This window comes from Mameliella sp. MMSF_3455, from assembly GCF_030733205.1.
Classification (GTDB): Bacteria; Pseudomonadota; Alphaproteobacteria; order Rhodobacterales; family Rhodobacteraceae; genus Antarctobacter.
Window position 1 is genome coordinate 208,991 of the sequence record NZ_JASHJL010000003.1, and the last position, 21,573, is coordinate 230,563.

Below are 21,573 nucleotides of genomic sequence, written 5' to 3' on the forward strand. Positions count from 1 at the left end.
CTGTTGAAAACGCAAGATGATGGTGCCACGCACATGGCAAACCACAAAGTCTTTTTTGCGCTTCAAGCCAATTTTTGATTCTGCAGTGCCCGCGAAACGATCATCCGGAACGGGATCAGGGCGATGAGGGCGAGGCAGAGTTTAACCATCCAGTCCGCCACGGCGAGCGAGACCCAGTAGGGAAGGGCGGGGCCCGCGCCCAGCAGCGGCCGGACTTCATTGGCCCAGGAGACATCGTTTCCGGGCTCGATCCAGGTCAGCCCGGACGAGAAGGCGATGGTGAAGAACAGCGCCGTGTCCAGCGTCGAGCCGACGAGCGTCGAGGCCAGCGGCGCGCGCCACCATTTGCCGGTGCGCAGTCGGTCAAAGATCGCCACGTCCATCATCTGGGCGGTCAGGAAGGCCAGGCCCGAAGCGATGGCGATCCGCAGCGTCACGGCCGGGTAGGTGAACCCGTCGCCCTGCAGCATGATCTGCGTGCCCACGAGCGAACAGAAGACGCCGACGATGAAGCCGACAAAGACCACTTGCCGCGCCGGGCCGGGTCCGTAGATGCGGTTCATCAGGTCTGTGACCAGGAAGGCCAGCGGATAGGTGAAGGCGCCCCAGGTCAGCCACTGGCCGAACAGGAACTGGACGAGGATGTTGGAGGCGAGCACGATGGCCGCCATGGCAAGAATGCCGGGAAGATGTCTGCGCGTCATTGGTGACCCGTTTTTTGCAAGGTTGCGGGGACTTGATCCGGGAGTCCGGATTGCGCGGGCTTACAGGTGGCCCCGGTGCCGCGTCAAGAGGCATGCAGGTCAGTCGGTGACCCGGTACTCGACGAACTCGCTGCGCAGGAAGCTTCTGAAATTGTCGTCCGACAGCATGGTGAGCCTGATCGCGCCGGTGGCGTCACGCCAGACCGACAGCCCTTCGAGGTTGCCATGCCTGTGGCGCGGGGTTTCCAGAAGAGTTTCTCCGGCGGTGATCCTGTCGCCCAAGATGACGAAACGCCGGACGCGGCTGCGAAAGGCGAAGCCGGTGAATTCGCGCTCCAGCAGGTAGAGCCGCCCGTCGGGTCCGAAATCGGCCCCGACCGGGAGAAAGCCGCCCGAGCGCGGAATCGAAAAGGGTTGTGCCCAGCGGCTGCCGTCGAAGCGCCAGACCGGGAAGGGCCGCGTCAGCCGGCCCGAACGTTCGGGAAGGGTGTAGAGATGGCCCTTGCCGTCGACGGCCAGCGCTTCCAGTCCGGAATTGCCTTGAAGTGCGGCAAAGGCACCGGGCGTGGGCAGAGCTCGGCTGCGCTCCGGCGAGGGATAAGCCCTGACCCGGTGCAGCCCTTCGAACGAGACGTAGAGCTGCCCGTCAGGGCCGATGGCCAGACCTTCGGCGTCCGTCTCAAGACCCGAGACAGGCGCGCCTTGCACGTTGCGCAGCGGGCCTGGGGCATCTTCCTCGATTGCGGTCAGTTTCGCGCCGGCGCGGTGAAAGCGCCCGGTGACAATGAACCCACGATCGGAAATGGCGGTGAACCGCGTGCCGTCGTCCGATAGCTCCAGCCCCGAAAACCCGCCCATCCGGTGCGCGCCGGGGGGCCAGTCCAGATGGCTGATGAACTGGACGTTCGGGCCGACCTCTGCCGCGCAGGCGCCAAGGCTTGCTAGGCTGCCGCAGACCAGCGCCAGCGCCCGCAGGCGGCGGAACAGGCGACGTGACATGCGTGGATCAGTTCGCCGCCAGAACGTCGGCGCAGGCGCGCGGAAGATCGCCCAGCGTCAGCTCGCGCCGGGGCGGCGCGGGCTTGGCGTTGGGATCGGGCGGCGGCGGGTTCAGGATGCGGTCCACCCAGCCTTCGGCCTCCTTGCAGCCGTCGCCGGGGGGTGGGGCGGCCTGGTCGACACAGCCCGCGGCCCCCTTGGGGCAGCTGAGGCGTACGTGGAAATGGTAGTGATGCCCCCACCAGGGCCGCACCTTGCGCAGCCATGACCTGTCGCCCTTTTCATCGTTGCACATCTGCACCTTGGCGCCCGGGAAGATAAAGATGCGGGCGACGCGGGGATCGCTGGCGGCGGCCTTGAGAATCTCGTGGTGCTGTTTCGTCCATTTGTCGTTGGTATAGGCACCCGCCGCGCGGCGCATCGAGATTGACGAGATGTTTTCGCGCGCCTTGACCGAAAGGTTCAGGTTGTCGGCGGGGCGCAACCAGATATCGGCATCCAGCCCGATCTGGTGGCTGCGGTGCCCGGTCAGCATCGGGCCGCCGCGCGGTTGGCTGAAATCGCCCAGGTAGAGTCCGTCCCAGCCCGGTTGCCGGGCCGCCTTGCGGCTGAGATCCTGGACGTAGTCGATCAACTCGGGATGGCCCCAGTTGCGGTTGCGGCTGAGGCGCATGGCCTGCCATGTGGGACCGGTTTCGGCCAGCTGCACCCCGCCGGCAAGGCAGCCCTTGGCATAGCCGCCCAAGGGTTCTGCTTTCTGGGTCGAGGCATCGCTCTTGGCGCCGAAAAGCTGCTTGGCTTCCTTGGAGGACAGCACCGGGTCCAGTGGTCGGGCGGGGGTTCGGGCGCCGGAAATATCGCGCCCGCCGCCACCACAGGCGGCCAGGGCGATGACAAGCGAAAGGGCGGTCACAAAACGCATCATGCGGGTCTCTCTCCCTGCGGATGAACCCACGCTAGCAGAACGAGACCGATCAGGAAAAGTCCGATCACCGGCAGAAAGCCCAGTTGGTTGGACTGTGTCACATAGGTGAACAAGGTGATGAGTGCGGGGGCCAGAAAGGCCGTGGCTTTTCCCGCCAATGCAAACAGGCCGAACCCCTCTGCCGGGCGCGCGGGATCGCAATGGCGCACCATCATCGACCGCGAGGCGGAATAGAGCGCGCCGCCGGTTCCGCCGATGATCGCGCCGCAGATGTAAAAGACGACATCCGGCACCAGAGACCCCTCGGGCAGGGGAAAGCCAAAGAGGCTTTCGCGCGACATGCCGACGATCACGCAACCCACGAGGATCAGAACCCAGATGCAGAAACGGATCACGGCCTTGGGGCCAAAGCGCTCGTCGGCCAGTCCGCCGACCCAGGACAGGACCGCCGCGGCGATGGCGGCGATGATGCCGAAGACACCGACCTGGATCACCTGCCAGTCCAGCACCAGTGTCGCGTAGATGCCGCCATAGGCATAAAGCGCGGTCAGCGCGTCGCGATAGAACAGCGACGATAACAGAAAGCTGCGGCAGGACTTGCGTCGCGAAACGCGCAGGATGGTCTGCCAGAGATCCGCCAGCACCTTGCGCACGCTTTCCGGTGTCTTGCGTTCCAATGGGTCGTCGTGGTTCCAGGCAAAGAAGGGGATCAGGAAGATCGCGAACCACAGCCCGATGAAGGGACCGACGAACCGTGTACCTTCGCGTGCTTCCGGGTCGAGTCCGAACGGCGGGGCAAGGCCGATCAGGGTCGTGCCGCTCTCGTTTTCGGCAAAGAACAGCAGCATGATGAAAAGCGACAGCACCCCGCCCCAATAGCCAAAGGCCGTGGCGGTCCCCGAGATGCGGCCCACCTCTTCTTGCGTGCCAAGGCTGGGCAGGATGGCGTTGTTCAGGTTGAAGGCGGATTCGCTGGCCACGAAGCCGATCCAGAACATCGCGAGAGCGATGTAGAGCCCGCTGCCATTCGGTTGCAGATGCCATAGCGTGAAGGCCGAAAGGATGGCGATCATGGTGAACAGCCAGAACCAGGGCCGCTTGCGTCCGGTGGCATCGGCCCAGGCCCCCAGCAGAGGCGCCGAGAAGGCGATGACGAGGCCGGCGACGGTCTGGGCCGAGGACCAGAGGCTTTGTGCATTGGCCTTTGCGCTGGCGGCCTCGGCGCCCTGGGTCATGAAATACTCGGCGGCCACGGCGGCGAAATAGGGGCTGAAGATGAAGGTCAGGCCAAGCGTCGCATAGGGTTGCTGCGCCCAGTCGAAGAACATCCAGCCCCAGATGCGTTGCCGTTTCGTCGGATGTGCCATGCCTGCCCCTTCTCGGAATGGCGCGATAGAACCCTTACGGCGGGGGCGTGGCAAGTCGATTGCGCGGAAGGGGCGCAGTTGAATGTCAGCCCGAGGTCGCCGGCGGCCAGGGCCGCGCATCCTCGGCAGCCAGCCATGCCCGGACCCAGTCGGGCAGGGGCGGGCTTTCTTCGGGGGCGTTCATTGCGCGGGTCGATCTGTCGGTGGTGACGATGCCCTTGGCGTCGGTCAGGGCGGCGCGATAGATCGCCTGGCTGGCACATTCGCCGTCCGTCCGCCACATGGACTGGTCGATGTAGAGAAACCGGTGGTCCCAGCCCAGCATGCGCGAATGCATCTCGACCTTGTCCCACATGCGGACCCGGCGCCGGTAGCGTACCATCGAACCGGCGATGGTCAGGCCCCAGCGTTCTTGCTGCAACACGTCCACAAGCCCGGTGCGGATCGCCAACGGGATGCGGCCCAGGTCATAGATCGTCAGGGTTCGGCCGTTGTTCAGCTCCCACCAGAGATCAAGATCCCACGGCATGCAGACGTGGGTCGAGACATGGGTATCGAACAGGCCCAGGCGCGGGGCGCGCCGGGCTTGGCGGACGTTGCGGGCAAGACGCAGAAATGGGTACATGGGCAGACTCCTTGGCCCGCGTGATGCTGCGCGCGCAAAGCCGCGTCAATCGGGACCTCGCGGCACACTTGTCCTTAAGTGATTCTGCGCATACCTCTTGCCCGACCCGCACCACGAGGAAAGGCCCAACAGATGCAGTCGCTCTTTCAGATCCTGAACATGCTTCTCAGCATCGCGGTCTTCATCATCGTCGCCCATGTCATCATGAGCTGGCTGATCAACTTCCAGATCCTCAACCTGCGTCAGCCCATCGTCGCGGCGATCTGGGACGGGCTGAACCGTATCCTGGAACCGGTCTATTCGCGCATCCGGGGCATCCTGCCGCCCATGGGCGGGCTGGATCTGGCGCCGCTGATCACGCTGATCGGGGTCTACGCGCTGCAGATCATCCTGGCCAACAATGCCGGGTTCTTCTACAGCTTCTGACGCTGCGCGCACCGCCGTCAAAAGCCGCATATTATGGTGGCTGGGGCTTGATTCACCGAATCTTAGTATGTGATTGTCCGGATCGAGAGCAGATCCAGACAAAATCGACAGGGTTCCCATGCCGCGCGATGCCGGGGGCGCCGAGGCGCTGTTGCAAGAGATTTTCGGCTTCGACGCCTTTCGCCCCGGTCAGGGTGAGATTGTCGAGGCCGTGGCCGCGGGTGAGAACGTGCTGGCCATCATGCCCACGGGCGGCGGCAAATCCCTGTGTTTCCAATTGCCTGCGCTGCTGCGCGACGGGGTGACGGTCGTCATCTCTCCGCTGATCGCGCTGATGCGCGACCAGGTGCGCGGGCTGCGAGAGGCGGGTGTTGCCGCCGGCGCCCTGACCTCGGGGAACACGCCCGAGGAAACCGATGCCGTCTGGGACATGCTGCATTCCGGTGAACTGAAGCTGCTGTATCTCGCGCCCGAACGGCTGGCCAATGGCGGCACGCAGCGGATGCTGGCGCAGGCGGGGATCTCACTGATCGCCGTCGACGAGGCGCATTGCGTCAGCCAGTGGGGCCATGATTTTCGCCCGGACTACCTGCGCATCGGGGAATTGCGCCGCGCGCTGAACGTGCCGTTGGCCGCCTTCACCGCGACGGCGGATGTCGAAACGCGCGAGGAAATGGTCACGCGGCTGTTCGACGGACAGCCGCCGACGACCTTCCTGCGCGGTTTCGACCGGCCCAACATCCACCTCGCCTTTCAGCCCAAGGACGGACCGCGTGCGCAGATCCTGAACTTTGCCAATGCCCGCAAGGGACAGTCCGGCATCGTCTATTGCGGCACGCGGGCCAAGACCGAGGGCATCGCCCGGGCCCTGCGCGAGGAAGGCCACGCCGCCTGTCACTATCACGGCGGGATGGAGGCCGACGACCGCCGTCATGTCGAGGAACGCTTTGCCACAGAGGACGGGTTGATCGTGGTGGCGACCGTGGCCTTTGGCATGGGCGTCGACAAGCCCGACATCCGATGGGTCGCCCACGCGGATCTGCCCAAGTCGATCGAAGCCTATTACCAGGAAATCGGCCGCGCGGGTCGCGATAGCGCCCCGGCCGAGACGCTGACCCTGTTCGGCCCCGAGGATATCCGCCTGCGCCGTTCGCAGATCGACGAGGGGCTGGCTCCGCCGGAACGTCGCGCCGCGGACCACGGACGGTTGAACGCATTGTTGGGGCTGGCCGAGGCGCTGGGCTGCCGTCGCAAGGCGCTGCTGGCCTATTTCGGCGAAGAGGCCGGGGCCTGCGGCAACTGCGACCTCTGCGATACCCCACCAGAGCTGTTCGACGGCACCGAGGCGGTGCGCAAGGCTCTTTCGGCCGCGCTGCGCACGGATGAAAGCTTTGGCGCCGGGCACCTGATCGACATCCTGATGGGCAAGGACACCGACAAAATCAAGCAACGCGGGCATGACGGCCTGCCCACCTTCGGTGTCGGCAAGGATCTCAGCCGGGGTCAGTGGCAGGCGGTGTTCCGGCAGATGATGGGCCACGACCTGATGCGCCCGGACGCGGAACGCCATGGGGCGCTGGTCATGACGGACCGGGCGCTACCGATCCTGCGCGGTGAGGAGGCGATCCAGCTGCGCAAGGATGCCGTGACCCGCGCCACGGAGCGCCGTCCGGCGGTCAAGGCCCTGGTCAGCGAGGAGCATGCTCCCATGCTTTCTGCGCTCAAGGCCAAGCGGCGCGCGCTGGCAGAGGCCGCGCGCGTGCCCGCCTATGTCATTTTCGTCGACCGCACCCTGATCGAGATGGCAGAGACCCGCCCCACCAACATGGACGAACTGGCCCGGATTTCCGGCATCGGGGCCAAGAAACTGGAACGATACGGGGCAGAGTTCCTCGAGGTGCTGAACGGCGGGTCCGAAGAGATGCACCCGCGCCGGCGCAAACTGGCCGCACGGGGCACGGGGGCGATCTACGATGCGCTGATGGCGGCCCAGGCCGACCTTCTGCGCGGACCCGATGGCACCGATAAGCCGCTCTCCTGTTCCGCTTCGCTGCTGGCCAAGCTGGCAGAGCGCCCGCCCCATAGCGAGGACGCGTTGTGCCAGGCGCTGGGCGACAAGCGGGCGGAACGCTTCGGCCCGGTTTTCTGGTCGGTGCTGCAGGAAAACGCGGGCTGACCGGCGCGGCTCTGGACCTCGACGGGCGGGCAGACTACCTCGGGGTCACTGGAAGTGATGGAGGCGGATGGTGCTTGTCGTGATCTCTCCGGCCAAGCGGCTGGACTGGGCGGAACGGACGGTCGAGATGACCGAACCCGCATTCGAGGAAGATGCACAGCGTCTGGCCAAGACGGCCCGGAACCTGAGCCTGAAGGATCTCAAGGGCCTGATGGACCTGTCGGATGACCTGGCGCGGCTGAACCGAGATCGTTTCCGCGCCTTCACCGACAGCCCCGGCCCCGAGGACCTGCGCCCCGCCGCGCTGGCCTTTGCCGGGGACACCTACCTGGGGCTCGAGGCCGGCTCGCTCGACGCGGATGAGATGGCCTGGGCGCAAGATCACCTGCGTATCCTGTCGGGGCTATACGGGGTGCTGCGCCCGCTGGACGCGATGCAGGCCTACCGGCTGGAAATGGGCTCGCGGCTGAAAACGCGGCGCGGCGCCAACCTGTACGACTACTGGCGCGACCAGATTTCCAAGGCGCTGCGTGCGCAGGCCGAGGCGCTTGGGACGGACGTACTGGTGAATTGTGCCAGCCAGGAATATTTCGGCGCCGTTCCGGAAAAACCCCTGAAGCTGCGGATCATCACGCCGCAGTTCATGGAGGACAAGCCGGGCGGCCCCAAGATCGTCAGCTTTTTTGCGAAGCGGGCGCGCGGATCGCTGGCACGTTACATCATCCAGCGCCGCCTGACGGACCCCGAAGGGCTACTGGATTTCGATCTGGGTGGATATGTCTACCGACCTGACATGTCCGAACCGGATCGCCCGGTCTTTCTGCGCCCGGCGGAGGCCGCCGCGCAATCGGCCTGATCGCTGGTCAAGAAACCGCGCGGCGCGATTTCTGCGGTGCGTAGAGGTCGAACTTTTCCGCCAGCGCGGCCTTGCGCAGGGGCTTGGTCAGGTAGTCGTTCAACCCGGCTTCAAGGATGCTTTCGCGGTCCCCGCTCATCGCATGGGCGGTGACGGCGATGATCGGGACCTGGGGGGCGCCGTTCTCCAGTTCCCGGATTTCACGCGTGGCCTGCTTGCCGTCCATGCGCGGCATCGAGATATCCATGAAGATCAGGTCCGGCCGTCGGTCGCGATAGGCCTCGACGGCCTCGATCCCGTTGTTGGCAAAGCGCAGCGTGACGTTGAAATCCTTGGCCATCTTGCGAAAGACCAGCTGGTTGGTCTTGTTGTCCTCGGCGACCAGCACGTCCAGCGGGCCACCCGACTCGGGCGAGGCGAGAGCGGGAGGCGTGCCCTCGGACGCGGGCCTCGGCTCGGGGCTGTCGCTTTCGGGGTAATGGGCAACGCCGATCTTTTCCAACGCAGCAAAAAGCGTCCGACGTGGCACCGGTTTTTGCAGCACGGCGGCGATCTCCAGTCCTGAACGCTGGGAGACCTGGGCCGGGTTGTCGGCCATCAGGATGATCGGGATACTGCGTCCTCCGCGCGTGAGCTGGGCCGCGAGATCCTGGCCGCTCATGTCGGGCAGATCCTGTTCGATCAGCAACAGGTCGGGGCGTTGGGCCATGCGGTCGATGGCCTCGGAGCCGGTCTTGCAGAAATCCGCGCTCAGCCCGATGATGCCAAGCTGTTTCGACAGGATCTCGCGGTTGACGTTGTGATCGTCGATGACCAGCACCTGTGAAAGGTGGCTGGGCAGGCGGGCGGTTTCGAAGACGGCGGGCTCTTCCGTCTGCAAAAGGATGCGCAATCCGAAACAGCTGCCCTTTCCCAGTTCGGACTCTGCCCATACCTCGCCGCCCATCAGTTCGACCAGCCGGCGGGTGATCGCCAGGCCCAGACCGGTGCCCTCGAACTTGCGGTTGCTCTCGTCCTCGACCTGGTTGAACTCGCCAAAAACGTGATCGACCTTGTCCGGAGGGATGCCGATGCCCGTATCCTCGACGGTGATGTGTATGGCCGAGGCGTTTTCATCCCCCGGCACGCCGACGACGCGCACCAGCACGTGGCCCTGGATGGTGAATTTCACCGCGTTGCCCAGCAGGTTGGTCAGGATCTGACGGACCCGCCCGGCATCCCCGATAAAGCGCGTGGGCAGGAACATGTCGTAGTCGACCAGCAGCGAGATATCCTTGTCCCGCGCGGTGGGCTGCAACAGCATCACCACCTCGTGGATGGCGCGTTCAAGGTCGAAGGGTTCAGGGTGCAGTTGCAGCTTTTCCGCCTCGATCTTGGAATAGTCGAGGATGTCGTTGATGATGACCAGCAGAGCCTCGCCTGAACTGCGGATCGTGTCGGCGTAAAGCTGTTGTTCCTGGCCCAGCTCGGTGTCCATCAACAGGTCGGCCATGCCGACGACGCCGTTCATGGGCGTGCGGATCTCGTGGCTCATGTTGGCGAGGAAGGCGGATTTTGCGCGGTTCGCGGCCTCGGCCCGGATGGTCGCCTCTTTCAGGCGTTCCTGGTCCTGCTTGATCTGGGTGATGTCGACCCGCAGGCCGACTAGTCCGCCGTCGCGGGTGCGTCTTTCGTAGACCCGCAGCCAGCGACCGTCCTCAAGCTGCTGTTCCAGCTCCGTCTCCGGGGCGCGGTGGGCCTGAAGCTGTTCCTCGAGCCAGTCCTCCTCGCGCCCCAGCGCCTCGCTGTATTGTTTGCGCTCCAGCCCGTAGCGCAGGATTTCCTCGAAGCTTGCGCCGCGCTGCATGGCGGGCGCGCTCTTGGCGTAGATGTCCTTGTACTGCTGGTTGCACATCAGCAGCCGGTCCTCGGCGTCGTACATGACGAAGCCGTCGGGCATTTCCTCGACCGCGGACCACATGCGCATCAGCCCCGTGAAATCGACCCCAAGACTGACGATCCCGCCATCCGGCAGGCGCCGGTCGCGGATCTTGACAAAGCGGTTGTTCCACAGGCGCAGCGTTTCGTTCGGGATCGGGTCCATGTCCCAGCGGCTGTGCATCCGCTTGATCCAGGCGCCCGGCCGCTCGCCTTGCAGATCGACGATCCCTTCCTCGGCCAGGACTTCGAGTACATGTTCATAGGTGGCGCCGGGCGCGATGCTTTCGACCCCTTCGAAGACCTGCAGATAGGCGGGATTGGCGAGTTCCAGCCGAAGGTTCTCGTCGTACATGGCAAAGCCGTCGCGCATGGTCTCCAATGCGCTCCACAGCTGTTCGGTGACCACCTCGATCTTTTGAGTCGCCTCGCCCAGCTGGTGCATGACGCGCTGGTTCTCGTCCCGGACGACCTTGACCTCGGTCCGGGTTTCCTGGATCTCGTTGCGCAGTTCCAGCGCGTGTTTGCCCAGGCGGCGGTTGGCCTCGAACAGTTCGGCCTGCTTCTGTTCCAGCAGTCTTTCCGCGGCCAGCCGCGCACGCCGTTCCTCGGCCAGGCGATCGGCCATTTCCATCCCGGGCTCTCCTTTCATACCCCGGAACTCTTGCCCCGGCGAGGTGAAAATCTCCTTAAAACACGGGCGTCCGGACCGGCCCGGGTCAGGTTTCCCTGACCCTCCGAATCCTTGTCTTGCCCCGCGGCGCGTGCCACCATTGACCGTATTGTTCTGAAAGGAGCTTTTTGATGCGTCGCTTTGCTCTGGGTCTCGCCGCGGCCCTTTTTGGCTTGTCCTCTGCCCAAGCGCAGGAGACGATGCCGGACCGGCGGTACGTGGTCACCCGGGACATCGACTATGTCGGCAAGGATCTGCAAGAGCTCTTCGACACCACGCTTGATGCCTGCCAGCAGGCCTGTCTGGACGCCGAAGGATGCATCGCGTTCACTTTCAACAGCCGGACGAACGCCTGTTTCCCCAAGACCGAGGTGACCGACCGCGCCGCCTATGAAGGGGCGGTGTCGGGGCGCGTCGTCACCACCCCGCCCGATGTGCTGGCCCGGGCCGAGACCCGGCGAGAGGATCTGGATTTCCTGCGCGACGCCGATTTCGACCGCGCCCGTGCCGAGGCGATGGACCTGGCAGTGCGCCACGGTGGCGGCCAATGGACTGTCCGGGCGTTGCTGGATGCGGCGACCAGGGCGCGCGACGAGGGCAACCTGCGTGATGCGATCCACTGGACCGGCGCCGCGCTGGCTCAGAACGATGATCCCGCGCTCTGGCTGCAATATGGCCAGTGGTCGAGCGACTACCTTCGCGAGGTTCAGGGCGCGGACAAGCGCAAGTACGGCCGTCGCGCCTTTCTGGCCTCGATCAACGCCTACCTGCGCGCCGGGGCCGACGCGCAGCGGATCACCGCGCTTTACGATCTGGCCCGCGCGCTGGAGGCCGACAAGCGCGGCCGCCTGATGATCCCCGCGCTGCGCCTTGCCGAAAGCATTGGCCCGCGCGCCGATGTGTCCGCGTTGCTGGACGATGCCATCGGCAAGTACGGCTTTCGCGTAGACGATCACGTTGTCGAGGCCGACAGCGCCGCCCCGCGCATCTGCGCCAGCTTCAACGAGCCGCTGGTGCGTGTGGGCCAGGACTATGCGCCCTATGTCAAGCTGCCGGACCCGCGCCTTGCCGTGGTGCAGGACGACGAACGCATCTGCGTGACCGGCGTCGAACACGGCAGCCGCTATACCATCACCTTCCGCGCGGGCCTGCCCGCCAAGTCGGGCGAGGAGTTGATCCGCGACGTTCCGATCACCGCCTATGTCAGCGACCGCACCCCGACGCTGAGCTTTCCGGGCCGCGCCTATGTCCTGCCGCGCACGGCGGATGCGGGCATTCCAATCGACACGGTCAACCTCGACGAGGTCGACCTGATCCTGCGCCGCGTGTCCGATCGCAACCTGGTGCGCGCGATCCAGGAAAACTACTTTGGCCGTCCGCTGGGCCGCTATGACGAAAACTATTTTGCCCGCGATGTGGCCGAGGAGATCTGGACCGGCACCGGCGTTGTGGAAAACCGCCTGAACGCGGACATGATGACCCGCCTGCCGATGGGCGAAGTCCTGGGTGACCTGCCCGCCGGGATCTATGCACTGACCGCCGCCGTGCCCGACCCGAAGCGGGGCGAGGGCCGCCGCGCGACACAATGGTTCATCCTTTCCGACATCGGGCTGACGACCCTGCAGGGCACCGACGGCCTGACCGTCTTTGCCCGTGACCTGGGCGATGCCTCGCCGATGGCCGGGCTGGAGGTCTCGCTGGTGGCCGAGGCCAACCGCGTGCTGGAAACCGTGACCACCGATGCCGATGGCGTGGCACGGTTCGCGCCGGGCCTGCTGCGCGGCAAGGGCGGCACCGCGCCGGCGCTGGTCATGGCCAAGCGGGGCGAGGAAGACCTTGCCTTCCTGTCGCTGACCGATCCGGCCTTTGACCTGTCCGACCGTGGTGTCGCGGGCCGCGCGCCCGCCGGGCCGCTGGACGCCTTCGTCGCAACCGATCGCGGCGTCTATCGTGCCGGGGACGAGGTCAACGTCACCGCCCTGCTGCGCGATGCGCAGGCAGAGGCGGTGAGAGACGTGCCGCTGACCGCCGTTCTCACCCGTCCTGACGGTGTCGAATATTCGCGCCACATCTCGGACGGCGGTGATGCGGGGGGCCATGTCTTTACCCTGCCGCTGGGCCCCACCGTGCCACGCGGCACCTGGCGGCTGGCCGTCTACGCCGATCCCAAGGGCGAGGCGCTGAGTTCGGACACCCTGCTGGTCGAGGATTTCGTGCCCGAGCGCATTGATTTTGACCTGTCGCTGCCCGAGGGGCCGATCAACCCGCTGTCCCCGCCGCTGCTGGAGGTGGACGCACGGTATCTCTTTGGGGCTCCGGGCGCCGACCTGGACATCGAGGGAGAGCTGCGCCTGTCCACCGGCGCCCGTCTGGATGCCTTCCCGGGGTACCGCTTTGGCCGTCATGACGACAATGCGCTGACCCGGATCGAAAGCTTTGCCGCCGATCTGACCACGGATGTCGATGGCGCCGCGCAGCTGACCCTGCCGATGCCGGACATTGACCCCAAGGGTCGCCCGATGACCGCGACCGCCACCCTGCGCCTGTCCGAAGCCTCGGGGCGTCCGGTCGAACGCCTGATCTCGCGGTCCGTGGCCCCGCCGACCCCGATGATCGGGATCAAGCCCGCCGCCAAGGAATTCGCCGAAGGCGCCGAGGCGCGGTTCGACGTGATCGCCGTGGGGCCGGACCTGCGTCCGCAGGCGATGAAGGTCAGCTGGCAGGTCAATCGCGTGCGCACGCGCTACCAGTGGTATCAGAACTACGGAAACTGGTACTGGGAGCCGATGACCACCCGCGAAACCGTGGCCAAGGGCAACGGCACGCTGGGAGCCGATCCTCTGAAGATCGCGGCAGAGGTCGACTGGGGGCAGTACGAGGTCGTTGTCGAACGCGCCGATGGTACTTACCTGGCGGCGTCGATGGGCTTTTCTGCGGGTTGGTACGCGCCTGCCGATGCTGCCGACGCGCCCGACATGCTGGAACTGTCGCTGGACAAGCCCGCCTATCAGCCGGGGGACAGCGCGACGCTTCGCATGGTCCCGCGCTACGCGGGCAAGGCGCTGGTCACCGTGCTGGCCGATCGCGTGATTTCCATGCAGGCGGTGGACGTGTCGGAGGGCGAAAACACCCTGACCCTGCCGGTGACCGAGGATTGGGGCGCGGGTGTCTATGTGACCGCGCAGGTGATCCGCCCGATGGATGTGACCGCCGGCCAGAACCCGGCGCGCGCTCTTGGCCTGACCCATGCCAGCGTCGATCCCGGCGATGCGCAACTCAACGTCGGGTTCGACGCGCCTGCGGAAAGCGCCCCGCGCGGACCACTGACCGCCAAAGTCAGGATCGACAACGTGGCGCCGGGTGAACAGGCCCATGTCACCGTCGCCGCCGTCGATCTGGGAATCCTGAACCTGACCGGCTTTGACACACCCGACCCGGCGGACCATTACTTTGGCCAGCGTCGTCTGGGAGTCGAGATCCGCGACATCTATGGCCGTTTGATCGACGGCATGAACGGCGCGATGGGCTCCGTGCGCTCTGGCGGTGACGGCGCAGCGGGCATGCGCCTGCAAAGCCCGCCTCCGACAGAGGCGACCGTCGCCTTCTTCTCCGGCCAGTTGCCGGTGGGTGAGGACGGCACCGTCGAGGTCAGCTTTGACATTCCCGATTTCAACGGCACCGTCCGGCTGATGGCCGTGGCCTGGTCGCCCAAGGGGGTCGGCTCTGCCGAGGCGGACGTGCTGGTCCGCGATCCGGTGGTGATCTCGGCCTCGTTGCCGCGGTTCCTGTCGCCGGGCGACGAAAGCCGCCTGCTGCTGGAACTGACCCATGCCAAGGGCGAGACCGGCAAGATGCCCCTGACCGTGACCGCCGATGGCGTGACGCTGGAGACCGGCGCCCTGCCAGCAAACGTCACGTTGGGAAAAGGCGAAAAGACCGCGCTGGAGGTCCCGCTGACCGCAAGCGCCGTGGGAGACCACAAGATCCAGATTGCCGTGATCACGCCAGATGGCCAGCGCCTGACCAAGGACCTGACGCTGGGCGTGCGCTCGAACGATCCTGACGTCGGCACCACCCGCCGCATCCAGTTGGCTGCGGGTCAGACCTTTACGCTGGACAATCAGATCTTTGACGGATTGCGGCCTGCCGGGGCCTCGGCAATGGTCTCTGCCGGTCCGCTGGCGCGCTTCGATGTGCCGGGGATGTTGGCCTCGCTGGATCGCTATCCCTATGGCTGTACCGAGCAGGTGACATCGAAGGCACTGCCGCTGCTCTACATGTCCGCGATTGCCGAGCCTCTGGGCCTGGGCGACACCGACCGGATCGACCTGCGGATCGAGCAATCCATCGCGCAGGTGCTGACGCGGCAGGCATCCAACGGGGCCTTCGGGCTTTGGGGGGCATGGTCGGGGGATTTCTGGCTGGACGCCTATGTGACCGACTTCCTCAGCCGCGCCAAGGCGGCGGGCCACGAGGTGCCGGACACGGCCTGGCAGAACGCGCTCGACAATCTCAAGAACCGCATCGCCTATGCGCCCGACTTCGAAAATGGGGGTCAGGACATCGCCTATGCCCTGATGGTCCTGGCACGCGAGGGCGAGGCGGCGATGGGTGACCTGCGCTATTACGCGGACGAAAAGGCGGCGGATTTCGCCACCCCGCTGGCACAGGCGCAATTGGGTGCCGCGCTGGCCAGCTACGGCGACCAGCCGCGCGCAGATGCGATGTTCGGCCGCGCCGCCGAGCGCCTGCTGGCCACGCCGGTGTCGACGAAACAGGGTTATCGCGACGACTACGGCAGTTCCTTGCGCGACGCAGCGGGCCTGCTGACCCTTGCGGTCGAGGCGCGGTCGGATCGGTTCGACCGTAACGACGTGGTGCGACGGATTTCCTCCGTCGATCGACCGCTGTCGACCCAGGAAAAGGCCTGGGCGCTCTTGGCGGCACACGCGATGGTGCAGGATCCGACCGTTTCGGGGCTAGCCCTGAATGGCGAACCGCTGACCGGCCCCTTCGTCCGCCGGATCGAGGCCGAGGGGCTGGAGCCGGTGGCCCTGACCAATACCTCCGACAAGCCGACCGACATCACCCTGACGACCCTTGGCAAGCCACTGGGCGCGACCGAGGCGACCGGCTACGGCTATGCGCTGACCCGCGAGTATTTCACGCTGGAAGGCGAGCCGGTGACAGAGATCCGAGCGGGCGACCGCATGGTGGCGGTTCTTACGATCCGGCCTTCGGAAAAGACGGGCGCGCGGCTGATCCTCGACGATGCGCTGCCCGCGGGGTTCGAGATCGACAACCCCAGCCTGCTGCGCTCGGGCGACATCCGCGGGCTCGATTGGCTGGAACTGGCCAGCGCCGAACATACCGAATTCCGCGCGGACCGCTTCCTTGCCGCCATCAACCAGGAGTCAGACAAGCCGCTCAAACTGGCGTATATCCTGCGGGCGGTCTCTCCGGGCAGGTTCCACCATCCGGCAGCGCTGGTCGAAGACATGTACCGACCCGAGTACCGGGCGGTGACGGCCTCCGGCAAAGTGACGATCCTGCCATGAGCGGCGAAACGGTAGCAACGATCCACTGGCGGGCGCTGGATCGCGACGGAGAGGACAAGTGCCGCCTGGCGCGGCTGGACCAGGGATGGATGCTGGTGGGTCATGCGCGGTTCCGCGATGCCACCGGCTGGGCCGCACTGGATTACGTGATCCGCGTCGGCGCGGACTGGTGCACCACCAGTGCCGACATCACGGGGGAATACGGCGGCGATGCGGTTGCGCTGCGTCTTGCACGGGGTGAGGACGGTTGGACCGTGAACGAGGATCCGCGCCCCGACCTGTCCGCAGCCGAGGACGTGGACCTGGCCTTTACCCCCGCGACCAACCTGATGCCGCTCAACCGCGTGCCAGAGGTCGGGCGGCTGGAGACGACCTCGGCCTGGCTGCGCTTTCCCGGCCCACAGGTGACGCCGCTGACACAGGCCTATACCCGGGAACGCGGCGGACTGGTACGTTACGAGGCGCAGGAAACCGGCTTCGAAACCCACCTTTCCGTCGACACTCACGGCTTTGTCACCCGTTACCCGGGCCTCTGGGAGGCGGACGTGTGAAACGGCTTGTCGTTCTCGTCGTGCTGCTGTGGTCGGCGGCCTTCGCGCGCGACCGGTTCGACGACTTCATCGACGCCACGGACACTCCGGTGCTGGTGCACGCAACCTCGCCAGAGGTGCGGGACCGCAACGGACATCTTCTGCGCGCCTATACGATCGAAAACGGTCTCTGGCGGATGGAGGTTTCTCCGGACCAGGTCGATCCGCTGTTCTTTCAAATGCTGGTCGCCTACGAGGACAAGCGTTTTTACACCCACCCCGGTGTCGATCTGCGTGCCACCCTGCGCGCCGCCGGACAGGCGATCCGGCATGGAGAGATCGTGTCGGGCGCCTCGACCCTGACGATGCAGGTGGCGCGACTGCTGGAGGACGGAACCACGGGGCAATGGCGCGGCAAGCTGCGGCAGATGCGACTGGCGCTGGCGCTGGAACGCCGTCTGGACAAGCAAGATATCCTGGCCCTGTACCTGCGGCTTGCGCCCTATGGCGGCAACGTCGAGGGACTGCGGGCGGCCTCGTTGATCTGGCTGGGCAAAGAGCCGGCGCGGCTGACACCGGCCGAGGCGGCGCTGCTGGTCTCGCTGCCGCAGGCCCCCGAGAGCCGCCGTCCTGACCGCCACCCAGAGGTGGCGCGGAACGCCCGCAACCGCGTGTTGCAGCGCATGGCCGGCGCCGGTGTGATCCCGATCGAGGCGGCGGAATCCGACAGCCTTGATCCGGCACCGCTGGGCCGTCAGCCGATGCCGCAACTGGCCCCGCATATGGCCGACCGGGCCGTGGCGACGGGACCGGGCCGCCACGACCTGACCCTTGACCGCGATTTGCAGGCCGGGCTGGAGGACCTTGCCCGGCGGTACATGGCGGGCCGGGGTGAAAAGCTGTCGGTTGCACTGGTGCTTGCCGATCACCAGAGCGGTGAGATCCTCGCCTCGGTCGGGTCCAAGGATTATACCGACATGGCTGCGCAGGGTTTCGTCGACATGGCCACGGCGCAGCGCTCGCCCGGTTCGACGCTGAAACCACTGGTCTACGGGCTGGTCTTCGATCGTGGTCTGGCCCATCCCGAAACCCTGATCCTCGACACGCCGATCCAGTTCGGCACCTATGCGCCGCAGAATTTCGACGGCAAGTATCGGGGCGAGTTGCCCGTGCGGCGGGCGCTGCAACTGTCGCTGAACATCCCGGTCGTCCGCCTGACAGAGGCGTTGGGCCCGGCGCATCTGATGGCTGCGCTGGAACGGTCGATGGTCGACCCGGGCGTACAGGGCGGTGCGCCGGGGCTGGCGCTGGCGCTGGGCGGCGTGGGCCTGACGCTGGAGGAGATGGTGCAGCTGTATGCGGCGCTGGCGCGCGGCGGCGAGGCGTTGCCGCTGCGGTGGCGGGTCGGAGAGAACCCGGACAACGCACTGTCGCAGCGCGTCCTCAGCCGCACCAGTGCCTGGCAGGTCGGCAACATCCTTGCCGATCTGGTGCCGCCCCCCTCGGCGGGACCGCCGGGGCGGGTGGCCTACAAGACGGGCACCTCATACGGGCACCGCGATGCTTGGGCGCTGGGCTGGACCGGACAGCATGTGGCCGGTGTCTGGATTGGGCGGCCCGATGGCACGCCCGTGCCCGGCGCCTTTGGCGGCGACCTCGCAGCGCCGCTTTTGTTCGAGGCGCTGGGCCGGGTCGAAAGCCGGTTTGAACCCTTGCCCCCGCCGCCACCTGAGACGCTGCTGGTCAGCCGTGCGCAATTGCCCGAAACGTTGCAGCGGTTCGGCCCGCGCGACACGGTGGCCGAGTTGAAACTGACCTTCCCGCCAGAGGGCGCGCGGCTGGCCTCCACCGGGCTGGGGGTGCCGATCAAGCTGCGCGGCGGTGTGCCGCCCTACACGCTGCTGGCCGATGGCGCCGTTCTGGCGACCGGCTTGCAAAGGCCCGAGTTCTTTGCCCCGCTGGAGGGGCCGGGGTTCACCACCCTGTCGGTGATCGACGCACAGGGCGCCGCAGGACGAGTGTCGATCGAACTGCGGTGACTTTGCCTGCCCGCGGCGTCCCCCAAGGGTATTTGCCTGTCCATGGGGAGACAGGGGAACGTCTGCCAACGGTCAGGCTTGGACGTCGGTGTGATTCGGCGAAGCCTTGCCATCCGATTCGGATCGCCAAATCGCCGCGCACAAAACGGTGTTGGCGTGCTAGAAACACTCAAAAGGTCCGAGCAGACGGAGAAAAACATGGCACGGATGCTGTGGCGACTGGCATTGACCGCCGTCCTCCCGTTTTTCGCAGGCATGGCGCAGGCGGCGCAGATCACCCTGTCGGAAGGGCAGGAAATGGGCTGTTGGCTGCGCATTGACGGTGAGATCGTCAGTGGCGATGCCGAGGCATTGCGTGCCATTCTGAAAGACATGCCCGATCCCGACGGTCCCAGCCCGGTGGGGCGCCGCATCTGCCTGGACAGTCCGGGCGGTTCGCTGATCGAGGTGGTGCGCATGGCGGATATCGTCAAGGCAGAGTTCCTGGGCACGGCCATTGCAGAGGGGGCCACCTGCGAAAGCACCTGCGCCCTGTTGTTCCTGTCGGGGCGCTTTTCCCATCCGGAATCGGATGGCGACGCCATTCCCGACCGCGTCCTGCACCCGCGCGGGACGCTTGGCTTTCACGCGCCGGCGCTGGTTGAGGAAGATCGCAGCTATAGCCGGGACGAGGTCAACGAGGCCTATGCACAGGCTTTGGGCAGCATGGGCGAGGTGTTGCGCGTCACCTCGGATATCCCCGAGTCGCTGTTCCTGACGATCCTCAACACGCCGGCCGGCGACATGAGTTACGTCGAGACCGTGGAACAGGCGGCGCGCTGGCAGATCGAGGTCGCTCCGGTGTCCCTGACGGCCTCGGACATCGAATCCTCGCTGCGGTTTGCCTGTCTGAACGGTGATGGCGGCATGCTGGATGAGCGCGCCTCGGACAGCTATCTGTATGGCTCTGCCAATCTGCCCTTCACCTATGGCAACCTTGGGCCGGACCGGGCGCAGGTGACGTCGCGCGGTGGGTTCCGGGCCCGGGACAAGACAAATTGCGAGATGACCTTGAGGGCCGATGGCGATCCGCTGGACCGGATCGGCTATCTGGTGATGGACGGGGCGGGCGCAAACGAGGTCTCGCGGCGCGAGGTCTATCCCTACATGTTCCACGATCCGCGGCTGCCGCTGTCCGCGCTGCCGGTGGCGCGCAGCCCGGCCGAAACCGGCGAACAGATCTTCTTCGCGGCGATTCAGGACGCGGCCCGGGCCGAGCTGTCCGAGGTCGAGATCAAGTCCTGCTGGTTGCTGAGCCCCGAGGCGCGGATCGTGAACGTCAGTGAATACGTCAACCTGCGTGGCGGTCCCGGGTTCGAGGCCGAGGTGCTGCGGCAGGTGCCGCTGGGCGAAAAGGTGCGCGTGATCGCCACGCAGGATCTGCGCACGCCCGAAGGCGGTGACCGGGCGCGCAGTTGCATGAAGGCCTGCAACGACCTGGCGCTGGATAACGGCGACGCAGAGCTGCGGGCCCGGGTGGACCGCTGCATCGAGGACAATGTCTTTTGGTACGAAATCCGCGATGGATCGGGCACGGCCGGTTTCGTCAGCCGCAAATTCCTCGCGGATTGAGCGGGTTCCCCGGCCGTCGCGCGACAGGGCAGTCCCGTCTTCGTCCGGGGCCGGAGCCGTGCTAGCCTTTCGGCCGTATTCCCCGGCACGGGCCCCGATATGATCAGCACACTTCGCCTCCTCCTCGCAGTCATTTGGCTGTGTTCGCTGGTCGGGGGTCAACCCGCCTCGGCAGCGACGATCATCCGGGGTGGAGACCCGATCATGGGCTGCCGAATCTCGATCGAGGGACAAATCGAGGAGGGGGATGCTGATGCCCTGCGCGTGTTGCTGGACGAGATCGGCTTTACCGCCGATTATTCACCGGTCGGGCGCCGCATCTGCCTGGACTCGTCCGGTGGACGGCTGCGCGAGGCACTGGCGATGGCCGACCTGATTGGCGAGTGGGCCTATGGCACCGCCGTGCCCGGCGGCGCGGCCTGCGAAAGCGCCTGCGCCATCGTTTTCATTGCAGGCCGCTACCGCCATCCCGAGGCGGGCGGCGCCCATAGCAGTGACAGGCTGCTGCATCCTCGGGGCAAGCTGGGCTTTCATGCCCCCTCTCTGCTGCTGGGGGATCGGGCCTACACGCGGGAGGAGGTCGATACCGCCTATGCCATCGCGCTTGACAGCATGGCGGGGGTGTTGCGGCACCGCGCAGACATGGGCACCGCGATCCCGGATTCCCTGTTCCTGGCGCTGCTGGGCACCCCGCCTTTCGAGATGGCCTATGTCAAGACGGTTGGCCAGGCCGCGCAATGGGAGATCGCGGTGGCACCGGTCGCCTTTCCGGGTGGCAATGCGCAACAGGCGCTTTCGCACCTCTGCTGGCACGTCGATTCCGGGCTGATCGACTATCCACTGCGCCCGCCACTGCAGCTTCTGGACTTCACCTACGAAGAGATCGACGACAGATCGCTTTATGCCCTCAGCAACAGCACCTTTCGATACGAGGGTTCTGCCCGGTGCGAATTGCGTGTCTACGGTGACAACGGGCCGGTCCAGGCGATGGGCGCGGCCAGCTATACCGGCGGCGCCACGGATCAGTCTGTCAGCGGCTGGGCCTTTCCCTACATGCTCTACCCGTCCGGGACGTTGATAGCCGATCTGCCGGTCTGGACCGAAGGAGATGCCGCGCATGTCGATACCTTCTTCCGCGCAGTGCGCGACCCGGGATCTGCCGTGGGC

At 66.0% G+C, this 21,573-nt stretch carries 14 protein-coding genes; 8 read left to right on the forward strand and 6 right to left on the reverse strand.

The window, feature by feature from the left end; genetic code table 11:
* Positions 1-62: 62 nt before the first annotated feature.
* The 5 genes from RBB42_RS03260 to RBB42_RS03280 form a co-directional block, all read right to left on the reverse strand.
* Positions 63-704: a queuosine precursor transporter gene (locus tag RBB42_RS03260; RefSeq protein ID WP_305969743.1), complete on the reverse strand. Its 642-nt coding sequence runs from the start codon at positions 702-704 to the stop codon at positions 63-65.
* Between the two features lie 99 nt (positions 705-803).
* The gene (locus RBB42_RS03265) at positions 804-1,703 is read right to left on the reverse strand and encodes an esterase-like activity of phytase family protein (protein ID WP_305969744.1); all 900 of its coding nucleotides are present in this window, start codon (positions 1,701-1,703) and stop codon (positions 804-806) included.
* Between the two features lie 7 nt (positions 1,704-1,710).
* Positions 1,711-2,628 (reverse strand): penicillin-insensitive murein endopeptidase, encoded by a 918-nt coding sequence (gene mepA, locus RBB42_RS03270; RefSeq protein WP_305969745.1) that lies wholly within the window; start codon positions 2,626-2,628, stop codon positions 1,711-1,713.
* Positions 2,625-3,995: an MFS transporter gene (locus RBB42_RS03275; protein WP_306043597.1), complete on the reverse strand. Its 1,371-nt coding sequence runs from the start codon at positions 3,993-3,995 to the stop codon at positions 2,625-2,627. The genes mepA and RBB42_RS03275 overlap by 4 nt, the downstream gene beginning before the upstream one ends.
* 85 nt (positions 3,996-4,080) lie before the next feature.
* Entirely contained in the window at positions 4,081-4,620 is a 540-nt protein-coding gene (locus RBB42_RS03280; RefSeq protein ID WP_305969746.1) for an acyl-CoA thioesterase, read from the reverse strand.
* A gap of 132 nt (positions 4,621-4,752) precedes the next feature.
* On the opposite strand from RBB42_RS03280, the gene RBB42_RS03285 reads away from it, so the two are divergent.
* The 3 genes from RBB42_RS03285 to yaaA all read left to right on the forward strand — a co-directional run bounded on the left by RBB42_RS03285 (position 4,753) and on the right by yaaA (position 8,078).
* A complete protein-coding gene (locus RBB42_RS03285; protein WP_043143084.1) occupies positions 4,753-5,046 on the forward strand; it encodes a YggT family protein in 294 nt (97 codons plus the stop codon).
* Between the two features lie 118 nt (positions 5,047-5,164).
* Entirely contained in the window at positions 5,165-7,222 is a 2,058-nt protein-coding gene (gene recQ / locus RBB42_RS03290; protein ID WP_305969747.1) for a DNA helicase RecQ, read from the forward strand.
* Between the two features lie 70 nt (positions 7,223-7,292).
* A complete protein-coding gene (gene yaaA / locus RBB42_RS03295) occupies positions 7,293-8,078 on the forward strand; it encodes a peroxide stress protein YaaA (RefSeq protein ID WP_305969753.1) in 786 nt (261 codons plus the stop codon).
* Between the two features lie 7 nt (positions 8,079-8,085).
* On the opposite strand, the gene RBB42_RS03300 is transcribed toward yaaA, so the two are convergent.
* Positions 8,086-10,629: a response regulator gene (locus RBB42_RS03300; protein WP_305969748.1), complete on the reverse strand. Its 2,544-nt coding sequence runs from the start codon at positions 10,627-10,629 to the stop codon at positions 8,086-8,088.
* 170 nt (positions 10,630-10,799) lie between these two features.
* Between RBB42_RS03300 and RBB42_RS03305 the strand changes: the two genes are divergently transcribed.
* From RBB42_RS03305 to RBB42_RS03325, 5 genes are all read left to right on the forward strand, one after another.
* The gene (locus RBB42_RS03305) at positions 10,800-16,226 is read left to right on the forward strand and encodes an alpha-2-macroglobulin family protein (protein WP_305969749.1); all 5,427 of its coding nucleotides are present in this window, start codon (positions 10,800-10,802) and stop codon (positions 16,224-16,226) included.
* Positions 16,223-16,777: a putative glycolipid-binding domain-containing protein gene (locus tag RBB42_RS03310; protein WP_305969750.1), complete on the forward strand. Its 555-nt coding sequence runs from the start codon at positions 16,223-16,225 to the stop codon at positions 16,775-16,777. The genes RBB42_RS03305 and RBB42_RS03310 overlap by 4 nt, the downstream gene beginning before the upstream one ends.
* Positions 16,774-18,795 (forward strand): penicillin-binding protein 1C, encoded by a 2,022-nt coding sequence (pbpC, locus tag RBB42_RS03315; protein WP_305969751.1) that lies wholly within the window; start codon positions 16,774-16,776, stop codon positions 18,793-18,795. Before RBB42_RS03310 ends, pbpC begins: the two co-directional genes overlap by 4 nt.
* Before the next feature lie 198 nt (positions 18,796-18,993).
* Positions 18,994-20,406 carry an SH3 domain-containing protein gene (locus RBB42_RS03320; RefSeq protein WP_305969752.1) on the forward strand — a complete coding sequence of 471 codons (1,413 nt, stop codon included), beginning with the start codon at positions 18,994-18,996 and terminating at the stop codon, positions 20,404-20,406.
* A 204-nt stretch (positions 20,407-20,610) separates the two neighbouring features.
* Positions 20,611-21,573: COG3904 family protein (locus tag RBB42_RS03325; protein ID WP_500862294.1), on the forward strand; the 963-nt coding region annotated here is incomplete at its 3' end.